This window comes from Vibrio sp. AIC-3, from assembly GCF_013114515.1.
In the GTDB taxonomy this organism is placed as follows: domain Bacteria; phylum Pseudomonadota; class Gammaproteobacteria; order Enterobacterales; family Vibrionaceae; genus Vibrio; species Vibrio crassostreae_C.
Map to the genome: position 1 here is coordinate 117,338 of NZ_VTXG01000001.1, position 13,161 is coordinate 130,498.

The window sequence follows — 13,161 nt, forward strand, 5'->3', positions numbered from 1 at the left end:
TGTATCAAATTTATTCGAGCAAATTAGAGTTATTTTTGTACAATTATGATTAAAATCACACCAATTATGCTTATCTTAATAACAGCGCATGATATCTGTGACAAATACTCAGCACCGCCTCAACATCAGAATTACAACTACCTATAAAGTATTAACAAAAAATATGACAACTTATTTCATTTCCTGTTATCTAAATCAAACCTGAAATCAAAGTTTCCATTTTTGAAGCTCCCTTTTCGATCTTTTTATCGACTCGCTCAAAGAGTTGTTATTCAGTAAAAAGCAAAAAAAACCAGCGCTTATGCAACTGGGATCTTTAAAAATGAATAATTTAACGATTGGAGGGTTTATCTATTCCAAAGTGTAAATACGCTCTGTCGGTCGCGATTCGACCTCTTGGCGTCCTTTGTAGGTAACCTTGTTGAATCAAGTAAGGTTCTAACACATCTTCAATAGTGTCTCTCTCTTCACCAATCGCGGCAGCCATGTTGTCGATACCTACCGGACCACCACCAAACTTCTCCATAATCGCCAGCAGAAGCTTTCTATCCATGTAGTCGAAACCTTTAGCATCGACATCCAACATGTTTAGCGCTTTGTCAGCAACCTCCGGACAAATATGCCCGTCGCCTTTTACTTCCGCATAATCACGAACACGGCGCAGTAGACGGTTAGCAATACGTGGCGTACCACGAGCTCGGCGAGCAACTTCTAGCGCCCCTTCGGACTCCATAGAAAGACCAAGGCAATCTGCACTGCGCTGAACGATGTTTTGTAGATCTTCAACCTTGTAGTACTCAAGACGCTGAGTAATACCAAAACGGTCACGTAACGGCGATGTCAGTGAGCCAGCACGAGTGGTTGCGCCAATCAAAGTAAAAGGAGGAAGGTCAATCTTGATAGAGCGTGCCGCTGGGCCTTCACCAATCATGATATCTAATTGGTAGTCTTCCATTGCAGGGTACAACACCTCTTCAACCACAGGGCTTAAACGGTGAATCTCATCAATGAACAGGACATCATTTTCTTCGAGATTGGTCAGTAACGCCGCTAGGTCGCCTGCTTTTTCTAGAACAGGGCCTGAAGTCGTACGAATGTTGACATCCATCTCATTGGCAACAATGTTCGCCAACGTGGTTTTACCCAAGCCTGGAGGACCAAATATCAACAGATGATCAAGTGCTTCATTACGCAATTGCGCCGCTTTGATGAAAATCTCCATCTGGTCACGAACGTGGTCCTGACCTTGATAGTCGGCTAACGCCTTTGGTCGTATTGCACGGTCGATAACATCTTCATCTTTAAAGACCGGATTGTCAGGAGCAATGAGGCGATCTGCTTCAATCATAGAGAGTTCCAATTTGAGAGTGTTAACTCTGTTATCTTTAATTCTTGCTTAGCCGTTATCTAATATTCGAGCTAATGAATACTGAGGATATTCTAACGAGATGGTAGTCGCTAGAGATAAACACGATGCAGTAACTGAGCTTACATCGTCAGCGTCGGTTTTTATTAAACCATCGACTTCAAGGCATCACGAATCAACTGTTCGCTCGTCATACCTTCTTTAGCCACTTGAGAAACCACCTTAGAAGCTTGAGTCGGCTTATAGCCCAATGCAAGCAGTGCACTTACCGCTTCTTCTTCAGCATCGTGAACGGTTGGCATAGAGTCAATTGGCGCCGCGTCAGTCGCAGGCGTAAACAGGTCTCCAGCACCCCAACCTTTTAGTCGGTCTTTCATTTCAACAACTAGACGTTCAGCGGTTTTCTTACCAACACCCGGTAGCTTCACTAGCGTAGAAATGTCTTCACGCTCAACACTCTGAACAAACTGGCTCGCCGTCATACCGGAAAGAATACCAAGGCCAAGTTTAGGGCCCACACCGTTTGCTTTGATGACTTCACGGAATAACGCCCGCTCTTTAACCGTATTGAAGCCATAAAGTAGCTGAGCATCTTCACGTACTACAAAATGCGTGTAGATAATTGCCTCTTCGCCTACGTTTGGTAGTTCATAAAAACAGCTCATTGGCATTTGTACTTCGTAACCAACGCCACTGACTTCAATCAATAATTCTGGTGGCTGTTTTTCTATTAATGTGCCGCGTAGACGTCCGATCACAATTCACTCTCTTGATGGAATATAATTTGAGGGACAGAATATAAAAGAACTGGATGCTTATCCAGTTCTTTGTGTTTATTAGGATGATTTATTTAAGCTTGCTTAGCTTGGGAAACCACGCTGTTTAAGCTTTCGACCAGTTCTTTTACTGAGGTGACATGCCCGGTCAGTTCAGAACCATAATTAGCGACTAAACTTGACACGGATTTGGTTTCTGCAACGCTCTGCGCCACTTCTGAACTGGCGAGATCGAGTTCTTTCAATGAGCTCATCTGCATCGCCATAATATTGGTGAGCTGATTAACATCGGTCGAGATGGTTTGCACCTCAGAGATAATGCCGTTCATTTCATTGGCCGTAGTTTCAATGATGGCTCTGCCATGTTCCACTTCTTCTTTACTTCGGTCTAATAAGGTTCGAATTTCTATCGCGGAATGGCTGCTTTTCGCCGATAGCTCTCTCACTTGGTCTGCAACTACCGCAAAACCTCGTCCTTGCTCACCGGCACGAGCCGCTTCTATAGCTGCATTGAGTGCTAATAGGTTGGTTTGCTCGGCAACCGAGGTAATCAAATCAGCGACTTTCATGATTTCTTGATTACTTTGAATGATCTGGCTGATTGCACTGGTTGAGGCTTCTAGTGATTCTGAGCTCTTTTGCGCTTTCATTCCGACCGCTTCGCTGCGCTCTTTTAGCTCACCCACAAATGAATTAGATTCTTCGATGCCTTGAGTCATTTGATGCAGTTGTTGGCTCATCTGTTCTGCTGCACTCGCCTGAGATTCGCAATTGATGTTCAACACTTCAACTTGAGCATGCAGGTCTTGAGACTGCTGATCTAAATGGACAGATACGCCCTGTAAGCTTTCAGAGTTTGAGTTAGCTTGGTCTAGGACAATAGAAAGTCGACCTTCACTTTGCGTCGCTTGATTGGCAATCTGTTGGCTTTCCGAGATCGCATCTTCTGCCATTTCAATCGCCACCTCTTTTTGCTTAGCGGTAAACGCTTGAGCAATGCAAATCACCACCAGCGGCATGATCACACCAGACCATGTTTCAACCACCACCGCTTCCGGAGTAAGTACTAACTGCGGAAATTCAAAGCCATCAAGATGAGCTGAAGTCATCACCAAAGAAACGCCAATCACTAACCCACTCCATACAAGGGCGACAATTCGAGTTCCCGACAAGAAAAAAGCGACCACTAACAAAGGCACCCAATAAGCCTGTGTTGACGCCACCACACCACCGCTTTGGTAGATGATGTTCAACGCGTGTACTGCCATCCCGACAAAACCAAAGCTAAGTGCAAGGCTGGGTTTACTGGTAACACGCAACAGCAGTGCGGAGATCAGTTCAAACACGATAAGGAATACAGATGTGGTGATCAGAAGTTGCTCTTCGTGCTTTGTCCATTTAATTAAGCTGTAGACACCCACAAAGAAGGCGATAAAGGTAAAGAGTAATAAGATATCGGCTTGTCTGACTTGGTTGTTACTCCACCCATTACTTTTGGGTAGAAACAACGCGCGCCACAGCTTGATAGGGTTCATCAGTGATCATCCTTGATTAACTTGTTAGACCTCTGACCAATGTTAATAACATGTTAAATGATGCGCAATGTTATTATTTGGTTTGTGTTCGAAAGATCTCATTTCATCAAGGATTTAGGGGCGTATTGTTTTGAACTGAGCCAAACGAGGCGTAAGGCTCATGTAATGCAAGCTATTAGAAAATAGAGGGATGGGATTAACGGTAGCGCCCTTTTCTCGCGCCTGTCGCTTTACCAGCAAGAGCTACCAAAGTTTTATTGGTGTTGGCGTGAGTGATCGCTACGCCTAGAGCATCGGCAGCATCGGCCTGTGGTTTAGCGGGTAACTTAAGCATGCTCATCACCATGTTCTGAACCATAGACTTGTCCGCACCACCATTACCCGTCACCGCTTGCTTAATTAAACGAGCCGCGTATTCATGAACAGGCAAATCCGCATTTACAGCCGCTACGATCGCGCTGCCCCTAGCTTGCCCAAGCTTAAGCGCTGAGTCTGCATTCTTAGCCATGAAGACCTGCTCTATCGCAAACACATCCGGTTGGAACTGAGTAATAATTTCGCTCACACCGGCGTAGATTTGTTTGAGTCGGCCCGGCAACTCTTTTTCTGAGGTGCGAATGCAACCACTCCCTAAGTAATATAGGTGGCGGCCATTTTGACGAATAACACCGTAACCGGTAATGCGTGAGCCAGGGTCAATCCCTAAGATAATAGACATAACTTCAAATACTGATTATTTATACATGCTTTATGAGCTTAGTATATCGAACGCAAAAAAAAATGCCCGTCAAATTAACGGGCATTCTCTAATTTACTGGCAAGTCTTGGCTAATTAATTGAGAGCTCTCTATCAACTAGGATCTCTTCATCAACAAGAAAAGATAACAGGCTTACGCTTGCTCTTTTTTCTCTGCCAATTTAACTGCGATTGCTAGCTCTTCCAGTGATGCTGGGTTCGCTAGGCTTGGCGCGTCTGTCAGTAGACATGCTGCAGCTGTTGTTTTCGGAAATGCGATAACGTCACGGATGTTCTCAGTACCACAAAGCAGCATTGCTAGACGGTCAAGACCGAATGCTAGACCAGCGTGCGGTGGCGTGCCGTACTTAAGCGCTTCAAGTAGGAAGCCGAACTTCTCTTGTTGCTCTTGTGCTTCGATACCTAGGATACCAAATACCGCTGTTTGCATTTCTGCGTTGTGGATACGTACAGAACCGCCGCCTACTTCGTAGCCGTTGATTACCATGTCGTATGCATCAGAATTTGCTGCTGCTGGGTTCGCTTTTAGCTCTTCCGCGTTCACACCTAGTGGTGATGTGAATGGGTGGTGCATTGCGTGTAGGTTACCTTCGCCGTCTTCTTCGAACATTGGGAAGTCAACAACCCACAGTGGAGCCCATGCAGATGTGTCTGTTAGCTCTAGATCCGTACCTAGTTTAAGACGAAGTGCGCCCATTGCTTCAGCAACGATGCCCGCTTTGTCTGCGCCGAACAGAATGATATCGCCAGATTCAGCTTGAGTACGATCTAGAATACCGTTGATTACGTCTTCGCTTAGGAATTTAGCAACTGGAGATTGAATACCTTCCATGCCTGCAGCACGGTCGTTAACCTTCATCCAAGCTAGGCCTTTCGCGCCGTAGATGTTTACGTGTTCAGCGTAGCCGTCGATTTGCTTACGAGTTAGCTTAGCACCACCTGGAACACGGATAACTGCTACGCGACCTTTTTCGTCGTTAGCTGGGCCAGAGAATACCTTGAATTCAACATCTTTAACCAAGTCAGCAACGTCCACTAGCTCTAGTGGGTTACGTAGATCTGGCTTATCAGAACCGAAACGACGAATCGCTTCAGAGAAAGGCATTACTGGGAATTGACCTAGTTCAACATCTAGAAGTTCTTTCCACATATCGTGAACAAGCTTCTCAGTCACGTTACGTACTTCTTGAGAAGTCATGAAAGATGTTTCGATATCGATTTGAGTAAATTCAGGCTGACGGTCAGCACGTAAATCTTCATCACGGAAACATTTAACGATTTGGTAGTAACGGTCAAAACCAGACATCATCAGCAGTTGCTTGAAAAGCTGAGGAGATTGAGGAAGTGCGTAGAAGCTACCTTTGTGAACACGGCTTGGTACTAGGTAGTCACGAGCACCTTCTGGTGTCGCTTTCGTTAGTACTGGCGTTTCGATGTCTAGGAATAAGTTCTCATCTAGGAAACGACGAACGAAGCTAGAAGCACGTGCACGAAGCTTAATACGGTCGCTCATTTCTGGACGACGAAGATCGATGTAACGGTACTTAAGACGCTGCTCTTCAGAGTTCGTTTGGTTGAAGTCTAGTGGAAGCGCTTCTGAACGGTTAATGATCTCTAGACCCGTCGCGTAAAGTTCTACTTCACCAGTAGCCATGTCTTTATTTACTTGGCTGTCCGGACGAACTCGTACTTCACCAGTAAACTTGATACAGAATTCATTACGCAGTTGGTTAGCGATCGGGAAGATATCTTTCATATCTGGATCGACAACAACCTGAACGATGCCTTCACGATCACGCATATCAATAAAGATAAGACCGCCTAAATCACGGCGACGGTTTACCCAGCCGCACAATTCTACAGTTTGTCCCGCCAGGGACTTGTTCAGGTTACCACAGTAATGGGTACGCATAATGAATTTCCCAATCTCTTAATTATTTACTAATTTCCAAGCTGTCAGTGGTCATTCCACACAACAGAGCAAAGGAACATTTATACGCGGAAACTCGCTTAAAATCGACCTTCCACATTCGAATTTATTGTGTTTTATCTGGCTTTGCTGCTTTTTAGCCCATCAAGTGCGCAAAGATTCATCAAAACCGAAAAAATTGCGATAATTATATCTCGAAAGTACCTTAATCAGCAAAACTCTCGTAAAGTAGATTTTCGTTTCAACCCAAAAACTTTTTGTAATGACTGATGGCGTGATGGATAACGGTGTAATAGATGGATAATCGTGTAATAACAACAGAAACTTTACCTCTAAGACTTGGATTAACTATGTGGTCTCATTCTGAGTGGCAAAGTCAGTTCTACGGTAAAGGCACCAAGCCTGCCGAACGCTTGGAAAAATACACCCAAGTTTTCCATACCGTTGAGGGCAACACCACCTTTTACGCTACGCCAAGTATGTCTACCGTTCACAATTGGAAAGCCGCCAGTCACGATGATTTCAAGTTCACCTTCAAATTGCCCAAATTCATCACCCACCAGCAACAACTGAGACACTGCCAAGCCGAACTCAAAGAGTTCTTGATGACGATGTCGCCACTGCATGACCGTATTGGTCAATGGACGATTCAGCTGCCGCACAGTTTTGAGCCCAGCATGCTGCCTGCCCTACAAAAGTTTTGCACCTTATTCCCAAAAGATATGCAGCTTGGCGTCGAAGTTCGACACTTAGGTTTCTTTGATAAGGGCGATGCGGAAAAACGCTTCAACCAATGGCTGGTTGAGGAAGGCATCAATCGCATCATTATGGACAGCCGCCCCGTTTTCTCTGCGCCACCCACCACAGAAGCGGTGATCGATGCGCATCAGAAAAAACCGCGTGTTCCTGTTCATGCAATTGCTACCGCCAATAACCCGATGATTCGATTTATTGGTCACCCAGACCAAGAACCTAATATTGAGTTTTTTAAGCCTTGGTTTGCCAAAATCCCAAACTGGCTTAATGAAGGCAAGCAGCCCTATTTAATGATCCACACCCCAGACAATAACCACGCACCTGAACTTGCGATTGCTATTTATAAGAGGCTACAAAAGCAAGTCTCTGAAAATACATCATTATTACTGCCCGAACTGGCTCAGTTTCCAGCTCAAAAAGGCAATCACCAAATCTCGATGTTTTAACCTCTCACTTGTAAGTAGCTTCGAACCTTGAGCTAAATCTCAGTTTTCGTGACAGTGGCGTTTTTTTTACGTAAAATACGCCCCCTTTTATTTGGTACGAATTTTGTGCCAATTACGCTGACTGTCGAGAGAAAATGCTATGAGCAACACAGACAATATCTTTTCCGCTCCTATTGATAAAATTGGAGACTTCACCTTTGATGCAAGGGTTGCTGAAGTATTTCCGGATATGATTCAACGCTCGGTGCCTGGCTATAGCAATATCATCTCTGCAATCGGCATGCTGGCTGAGCGCTTTGTAAAGCCACATTCAAATATTTACGACCTTGGCTGCTCGCTTGGTGCGGCGACACTTTCTATGCGTCGTCACATTCAGCAAGAAGGCTGCACGATTTTCGCGATCGATAATTCAGAAGCCATGGTTGAGCGCTGCAAATTGCACGTTAATGCTTACCGCAGTGACACACCGGTAGAAGTGATTGAAGCCGACATCCGTGAAGTGGAAATCAAAGACGCTTCTGTTGTGGTGCTTAACTTTACGCTGCAATTTCTTTCTCCAGACGATCGATACGCTCTGCTTGAGAAAATTCATGCTGGCCTGCGCCCAGGCGGGATCTTAATCCTGTCAGAAAAATACGTATTCGAAGATGAAAGCTCAAATGAACTGCTTATCGACCTGCACCATGATTTCAAACGTGCTAACGGGTACAGCGAGCTAGAAGTAAGTCAGAAACGTAGCGCAATTGAAAACGTGATGCGCCCGGATTCGATCCCTGTTCACAGAGAGCGATTTGATAAGATTGGCTTCTCAAGCAGCGAAGTCTGGTTCCAATGTTTCAACTTTGGTTCAATGTTCGCGATAAAGTAAACATTTTAGATTACGTAACCGTCGCGACACCGTTAGCACGTACTAAAATGTCATCCTCAAGAGCGAGGAACAAACGAATTGGGGATCTCTTATCAAACACGATAAACGAGATTCCCTAGCATGTTTGTCCACACTCTTAATGGAGTGACAAATTTAATTTCTACACCACCAACTCAGTGAAAACCTATGTTTAATTTTGCCAATTTTTATCAACTTATTGCCCAAGATACTCGCCTTCAGCCGTGGCTAAATGTCCTGCCACAGCAACTGACCGATTGGCAAAATGCAGAGCACGGTGACTTTGACCGCTGGCTACGTGCACTAAACAAGATTCCACAAGACGTCCCAGATCAAGTTGACCTGAAAAATTCAGTGACGATTGGTAGTTCTACGCCATACCACACAGGCGAACTGAAAAAGCTAGAAAGCTTATTGAAGACTTTCCACCCGTGGAGAAAAGGTCCTTATACGGTTCACGACATCCATATCGATACAGAGTGGCGCAGTGACTGGAAATGGGATCGTGTGCTTCCACATATATCTCCATTAAAAAACCGTTCGGTTCTCGATGTAGGTTGTGGCAATGGTTACCACATGTGGCGCATGCTGGGTGAAGGTGCTCGCTTAACGGTTGGTATCGATCCTTCCCACCTATTCTTGGTTCAGTTTGAAGCAATTCGTAAGTTGATGGGCGATGACCAACGAGCTCACCTATTACCTCTAGGTATTGAGCAGCTCCCAAAGCTAGAAGCCTACGACACGGTATTCAGCATGGGCGTGCTTTACCATCGTCGTTCACCACTGGACCACTTGATTCAACTGAAAGACCAATTGGTGTCTGGCGGTGAACTGGTTCTTGAAACCTTGGTGATTGAAGGCGATGAGAACGCAGTATTAGTTCCGGTTGACCGTTACGCGCAAATGAGAAACGTCTACTTCTTCCCTTCAGCTCGCGCACTGAAACGCTGGCTAGAACAAGTTGGTTTTGAAAACGTACGAATCGTTGACGAAAATGTCACGACAATTGGTGAACAACGCACCACAGAATGGATGACACACAACTCTCTTCCAGATTACCTCGATCCGAACGATCCAAGTAAAACGGTTGAAGGTCACCCTGCACCGAGACGTGCGATTCTGGTAGCAACAAAGCCATAGATTTACTGCCCACAAAGCAGTGGCATATTGAGTAAATAAAGCACAAGCCTATTAAGGCAGCAAAACAATTGCTTGCATGGTCAAAAAGCCACTGTTAATTTCGCGGTGAACCTTGCTTCCTTAGCTTAAGAATTGAACAAAAATTGACTTATGTTTAATAAGTGAGCTATTCCAAATAGCAATAATTGGCGTAGCGCTCACATTGCGATTCAATATGACCAGACTCTTACAATAGGATGCTTCACGCATCCTTTTTTGTGGGCTAAACTTCTAAATAGTCTGAACTATTCTCTAATTCTCAAAGGTTTTTTTATGTTTAAGCGATTATCGCCTATTGTGGCGGTTGGTTTGCTCTCTGGTTGTACTCTTACAAATGGTGCTACCTACCACCAAGAAACTCTCGACGCTATTTCCCGCTCAGAGACAAACATCGCAAATAAGGTTCAAAATCTTGAACTGCAACTAAGCAATCAAAGTGACTATATTGAAAGCTTAGAAGACGAAATTACTACCCTTTCTAATCAATTAGATACCCATCTAACGAGCATGGAACACAAGGTTATTGAAGAGCTAGAGGAAGAGGAACCGGTCGCTATTGCCGTTGCTCCTATCGCTCCTATATCACAACCGACTATCCTTGGCGGCATCGAAAAAGTGTTTATCGACTCTATCAAGCAAAGCTTTGATGCTCGTGTTGATACAGGTGCAACCACCTCTTCTTTAAACGCTGTCGATATCAAAGAATTCGAACGTAACGGCAAGAACTGGGTTAAATTTCACCTAGACGACAAAGCCCAAGCTAAAGAAGACCAGAAATGGATTGAAGCGCCTGTTGTACGTTATGTAAAAATCCGTCAATCAACCAATGATCAAGCAGAACGTCGAGCTGTGATCGAATTATGGGTGAAAGTTGGAAAAATCCATGAAAAAGCGCAATTTACATTGGCGGATCGCTCTCAAATGAGTCACCCTGTGTTACTAGGGCGCGAATTTATCAAAGACATAGCGCTAGTAGATGTAAGTAAAAAGTACGTACAAACGGAAGTTAAATAACAATAGTAGGGTAAGCTATGACGTCAAGAATTCCATTTTATATCTCTATATTCCTGCTTATTGTGGCAGGTATAACACTGAGTATGTTCAGACATACGACCTACGGTGTACCTTGGACTCCAGGGGAAACCAGACAGGTTTGGGACGTTGAAGCTCGCATCGAGTTCAACGCAGTAGGCAAAGAAGCAAAAGTTTCCTTAGCGGCTCCTCATACTCAGTCTAACTACACACTTATCGGCGAATCGGCTTCATCGCCAGGTTATGGTATCTCTTACTTGAATACCGAATCAGGTCGCCGCGCAGAGTGGTCTATTCGATACGCAGATGGCCCTCAAACTATCTACTACAAAACACAATTCCTAGTCGACAACCAAGCAAAAGTTGATGCTATACCGCCAGAAGGCGAAGTCGCACAGCCAAGCTTCGACGGCCCTGAAGAAGCCGCTTCTTTTGCATTGATTGATAGAGCGACAAAGCGTTCTGCAGACAACCTCACTTTTACCCGTGAGCTCATCAAAACACTTAACGATCCAGACAGCCAAAACTCAGCGCTTATTCTGAATAACATGACTAAAGTGGAAGCGACACACAAGCTACTTTCAGCAGCAAACATTCACAATAAAGTGGTTGGTGTTATCGAGCTAGAAGATGGACGTCGTCGTCAATCTATCCAGCAAATGAACCAGATCTGGGATAACGACCAATGGGTTTTATTCTCTCCTGAATCAAGCGAACAGCAAGTTCAGCCAAACCTGCTAATTTGGGATGAATCAAATGTATCTCTATTAGACGTGGTTGGCGGTCAGAACAGTAAAGTTCACTTCTCGATGATTGCTCAGGAGGTGACTCCCACTGAAGCAACCAACAGTAAAGTCTCTGCGGATCAACTGTTAAACCTTTCCATTCATAGTCTGCCGCTAGAAGAGCAAGCGATGTTTAAAACCATCATGCTGATTCCTATCGGTGCTCTGATTGTTGTGTTCCTACGTGTCATCATCGGTCTGAAAACGTCTGGTACGTTCATGCCTGTACTGATTGCGGTAGCCTTTGTACAAACACAACTGGTAACGGGTATTGTCGGCTTCCTACTTATCGTAGGTACAGGTCTTATTATTCGAAGTTACTTATCCAAGCTCAACTTACTACTGGTCGCCAGGATATCCGCCGTAATCATCACGGTAATCATGATTATTTCTGTATTCACTGTGGTCGCGTTTAAAGTGGGTCTGACTGAAGGTCTATCCATTACGTTCTTCCCAATGATTATCCTATCTTGGACTATCGAACGTATGTCTATCCTATGGGAAGAAGAAGGCGCGAAAGAAGTAATGCTGCAAGGTGGTGGTTCTCTATTCACTGCGGTTCTTGTTTACTTAGGCATGACTAACCCGTTCATTCAGCACTTAACGTTTAACTTTATTGGTTTACAACTTGTTATTCTAGCGACCATCTTGCTACTAGGTAACTACACAGGATACCGTCTAACCGAGCTTCGTCGCTTTAAACCGCTAGCGGAGGACTAAGTTATGTTTGATCAGTTTACTTCACCGTTTAGGTTGAAAGACAAAGGCATAATGGGAATGAACAAGCGTAACCATAGTTATATTGGTCGCTACAATGATCGTTCCAAGTATCCACTCGTTGATGACAAGCTTAAGACTAAGATCATTGCTGAACAGGCTGGCGCTACTGTGCCAAAACTAATTGGCGTTATTGGTCATCAAGCTGAAGTAAAAACAATCCACAAGATGGTAAAAGAGTGGCCGGGTTTCGTAATCAAGCCGGCTCAAGGTAGTGGTGGTAAAGGTATCCTTGTTGTGATCTCTCACAAGGATGGCGTTTACACCAAACCATCGGGTTCGACTATCAATGAAGAAGATGTAGAGCGTCACATCAGTAACGCTCTCGCGGGTCTTTTTTCACTTGGTGGTAAGAACGATGTAGCTGTAGTAGAAAACCTCATCAAGTTTGACGAGTGTTTTGATGGCTTCAGTTACGAGGGCGTACCAGATGTACGAATCATCGTATTCAAGGGCTACCCTGTTATGGCGATGATGCGTCTATCTACTTCAGCTTCTGATGGCAAAGCTAACTTGCACCAAGGTGCTGTGGGCGTAGGTATTTGTATCGCTACGGGTAAAGCCGTTCGTGCGGTTCAATTTGACCACCCAGTGACTCACCACCCAGATACGGGTAAAGAGTTGGCGCTACTACAAGTACCCCATTGGGAAAAGCTGCTGACACTTGCATCAAGTGCTTGGGAAATGACAGGCCTTGGTTACATGGGTACGGACATGGTTTTAGACCAAGAAGAAGGCCCGATGGTACTGGAGCTAAACGCTCGCCCTGGATTAGCAATACAGATTGCAAACGGCGCAGGTTTATTACCTCGCTTGCATCATATTGAAAACCTGGGCACACCGGCTGAATACCCAAAACCAGCAGAGCGCGTTGCCTACGCTGCTAAGCAATTTGGTGTTCACGGTAGCGAAATTGTTCCAAACTAAGCTCATCTA

At 44.7% G+C, this 13,161-nt stretch carries 11 protein-coding genes; 6 read left to right on the forward strand and 5 right to left on the reverse strand.

What is annotated here, in order from left to right; genetic code table 11:
• Positions 1-331: 331 nt before the first annotated feature.
• From ruvB to aspS, 5 genes are all read right to left on the reverse strand, one after another.
• Positions 332-1,348: a Holliday junction branch migration DNA helicase RuvB gene (ruvB, locus tag F0229_RS00550; protein WP_171732039.1), complete on the reverse strand. Its 1,017-nt coding sequence runs from the start codon at positions 1,346-1,348 to the stop codon at positions 332-334.
• A 164-nt stretch (positions 1,349-1,512) separates the two neighbouring features.
• Positions 1,513-2,124 (reverse strand): Holliday junction branch migration protein RuvA, encoded by a 612-nt coding sequence (gene ruvA / locus F0229_RS00555; protein WP_008219934.1) that lies wholly within the window; start codon positions 2,122-2,124, stop codon positions 1,513-1,515.
• Positions 2,125-2,216: 92 nt separating this feature from the next.
• Positions 2,217-3,677 carry a methyl-accepting chemotaxis protein gene (locus F0229_RS00560; protein WP_136973579.1) on the reverse strand — a complete coding sequence of 487 codons (1,461 nt, stop codon included), beginning with the start codon at positions 3,675-3,677 and terminating at the stop codon, positions 2,217-2,219.
• A 196-nt stretch (positions 3,678-3,873) separates the two neighbouring features.
• Complete coding sequence (gene ruvC, locus F0229_RS00565; RefSeq protein WP_004736470.1) at positions 3,874-4,395, reverse strand: crossover junction endodeoxyribonuclease RuvC; 522 nt, start codon at positions 4,393-4,395, stop codon at positions 3,874-3,876.
• Between the two features lie 172 nt (positions 4,396-4,567).
• A complete protein-coding gene (gene aspS / locus F0229_RS00570) occupies positions 4,568-6,346 on the reverse strand; it encodes an aspartate--tRNA ligase (RefSeq protein WP_017062081.1) in 1,779 nt (592 codons plus the stop codon).
• 314 nt (positions 6,347-6,660) lie between these two features.
• Between aspS and F0229_RS00575 the strand changes: the two genes are divergently transcribed.
• The 6 genes from F0229_RS00575 (at position 6,661) to F0229_RS00600 (ending at position 13,152) form a co-directional block, all read left to right on the forward strand.
• Positions 6,661-7,566, forward strand: a complete 906-nt coding sequence (locus F0229_RS00575; RefSeq protein WP_029235140.1) for a DUF72 domain-containing protein — start codon at positions 6,661-6,663, stop codon at positions 7,564-7,566.
• A gap of 139 nt (positions 7,567-7,705) precedes the next feature.
• Positions 7,706-8,434 (forward strand): carboxy-S-adenosyl-L-methionine synthase CmoA, encoded by a 729-nt coding sequence (gene cmoA, locus F0229_RS00580; protein ID WP_017062083.1) that lies wholly within the window; start codon positions 7,706-7,708, stop codon positions 8,432-8,434.
• A gap of 186 nt (positions 8,435-8,620) precedes the next feature.
• Positions 8,621-9,592, forward strand: coding sequence for a tRNA 5-methoxyuridine(34)/uridine 5-oxyacetic acid(34) synthase CmoB (gene cmoB, locus F0229_RS00585; RefSeq protein ID WP_171732040.1), 972 nt, complete (start codon positions 8,621-8,623; stop codon positions 9,590-9,592).
• Positions 9,593-9,904: 312 nt separating this feature from the next.
• Entirely contained in the window at positions 9,905-10,645 is a 741-nt protein-coding gene (locus F0229_RS00590) for an ATP-dependent zinc protease (RefSeq protein ID WP_171732041.1), read from the forward strand.
• A 17-nt stretch (positions 10,646-10,662) separates the two neighbouring features.
• Positions 10,663-12,168, forward strand: coding sequence for an inactive transglutaminase family protein (locus tag F0229_RS00595; protein WP_029235671.1), 1,506 nt, complete (start codon positions 10,663-10,665; stop codon positions 12,166-12,168).
• A gap of 3 nt (positions 12,169-12,171) precedes the next feature.
• On the forward strand, positions 12,172-13,152 hold the full coding sequence (locus tag F0229_RS00600; RefSeq protein WP_171732042.1) for an alpha-L-glutamate ligase-like protein: 981 nt from the start codon (positions 12,172-12,174) through the stop codon (positions 13,150-13,152).
• The last annotated feature ends 9 nt before the right edge of the window (positions 13,153-13,161 follow it).

Bases quoted from the DNA above. Each gene is read 5' to 3' on its own strand.
- F0229_RS00595 (WP_029235671.1), top strand. From the start codon at position 10,663: ATGACGTCAAGAATTCCATTTTATATCTCTATATTCCTGCTTATTGTG.
- F0229_RS00590 (WP_171732041.1), top strand. From the start codon at position 9,905: ATGTTTAAGCGATTATCGCCTATTGTGGCGGTTGGTTTGCTCTCTGGT.
- F0229_RS00600 (WP_171732042.1), top strand. From the start codon at position 12,172: ATGTTTGATCAGTTTACTTCACCGTTTAGGTTGAAAGACAAAGGCATA.
- cmoA (WP_017062083.1), top strand. From the start codon at position 7,706: ATGAGCAACACAGACAATATCTTTTCCGCTCCTATTGATAAAATTGGA.
- F0229_RS00560 (WP_136973579.1), bottom strand. From the start codon at position 3,677: ATGAACCCTATCAAGCTGTGGCGCGCGTTGTTTCTACCCAAAAGTAAT.
- cmoB (WP_171732040.1), top strand. From the start codon at position 8,621: ATGTTTAATTTTGCCAATTTTTATCAACTTATTGCCCAAGATACTCGC.
- aspS (WP_017062081.1), bottom strand. From the start codon at position 6,346: ATGCGTACCCATTACTGTGGTAACCTGAACAAGTCCCTGGCGGGACAA.
- F0229_RS00575 (WP_029235140.1), top strand. From the start codon at position 6,661: ATGGATAATCGTGTAATAACAACAGAAACTTTACCTCTAAGACTTGGA.
- ruvC (WP_004736470.1), bottom strand. From the start codon at position 4,395: ATGTCTATTATCTTAGGGATTGACCCTGGCTCACGCATTACCGGTTAC.
- ruvB (WP_171732039.1), bottom strand. From the start codon at position 1,348: ATGATTGAAGCAGATCGCCTCATTGCTCCTGACAATCCGGTCTTTAAA.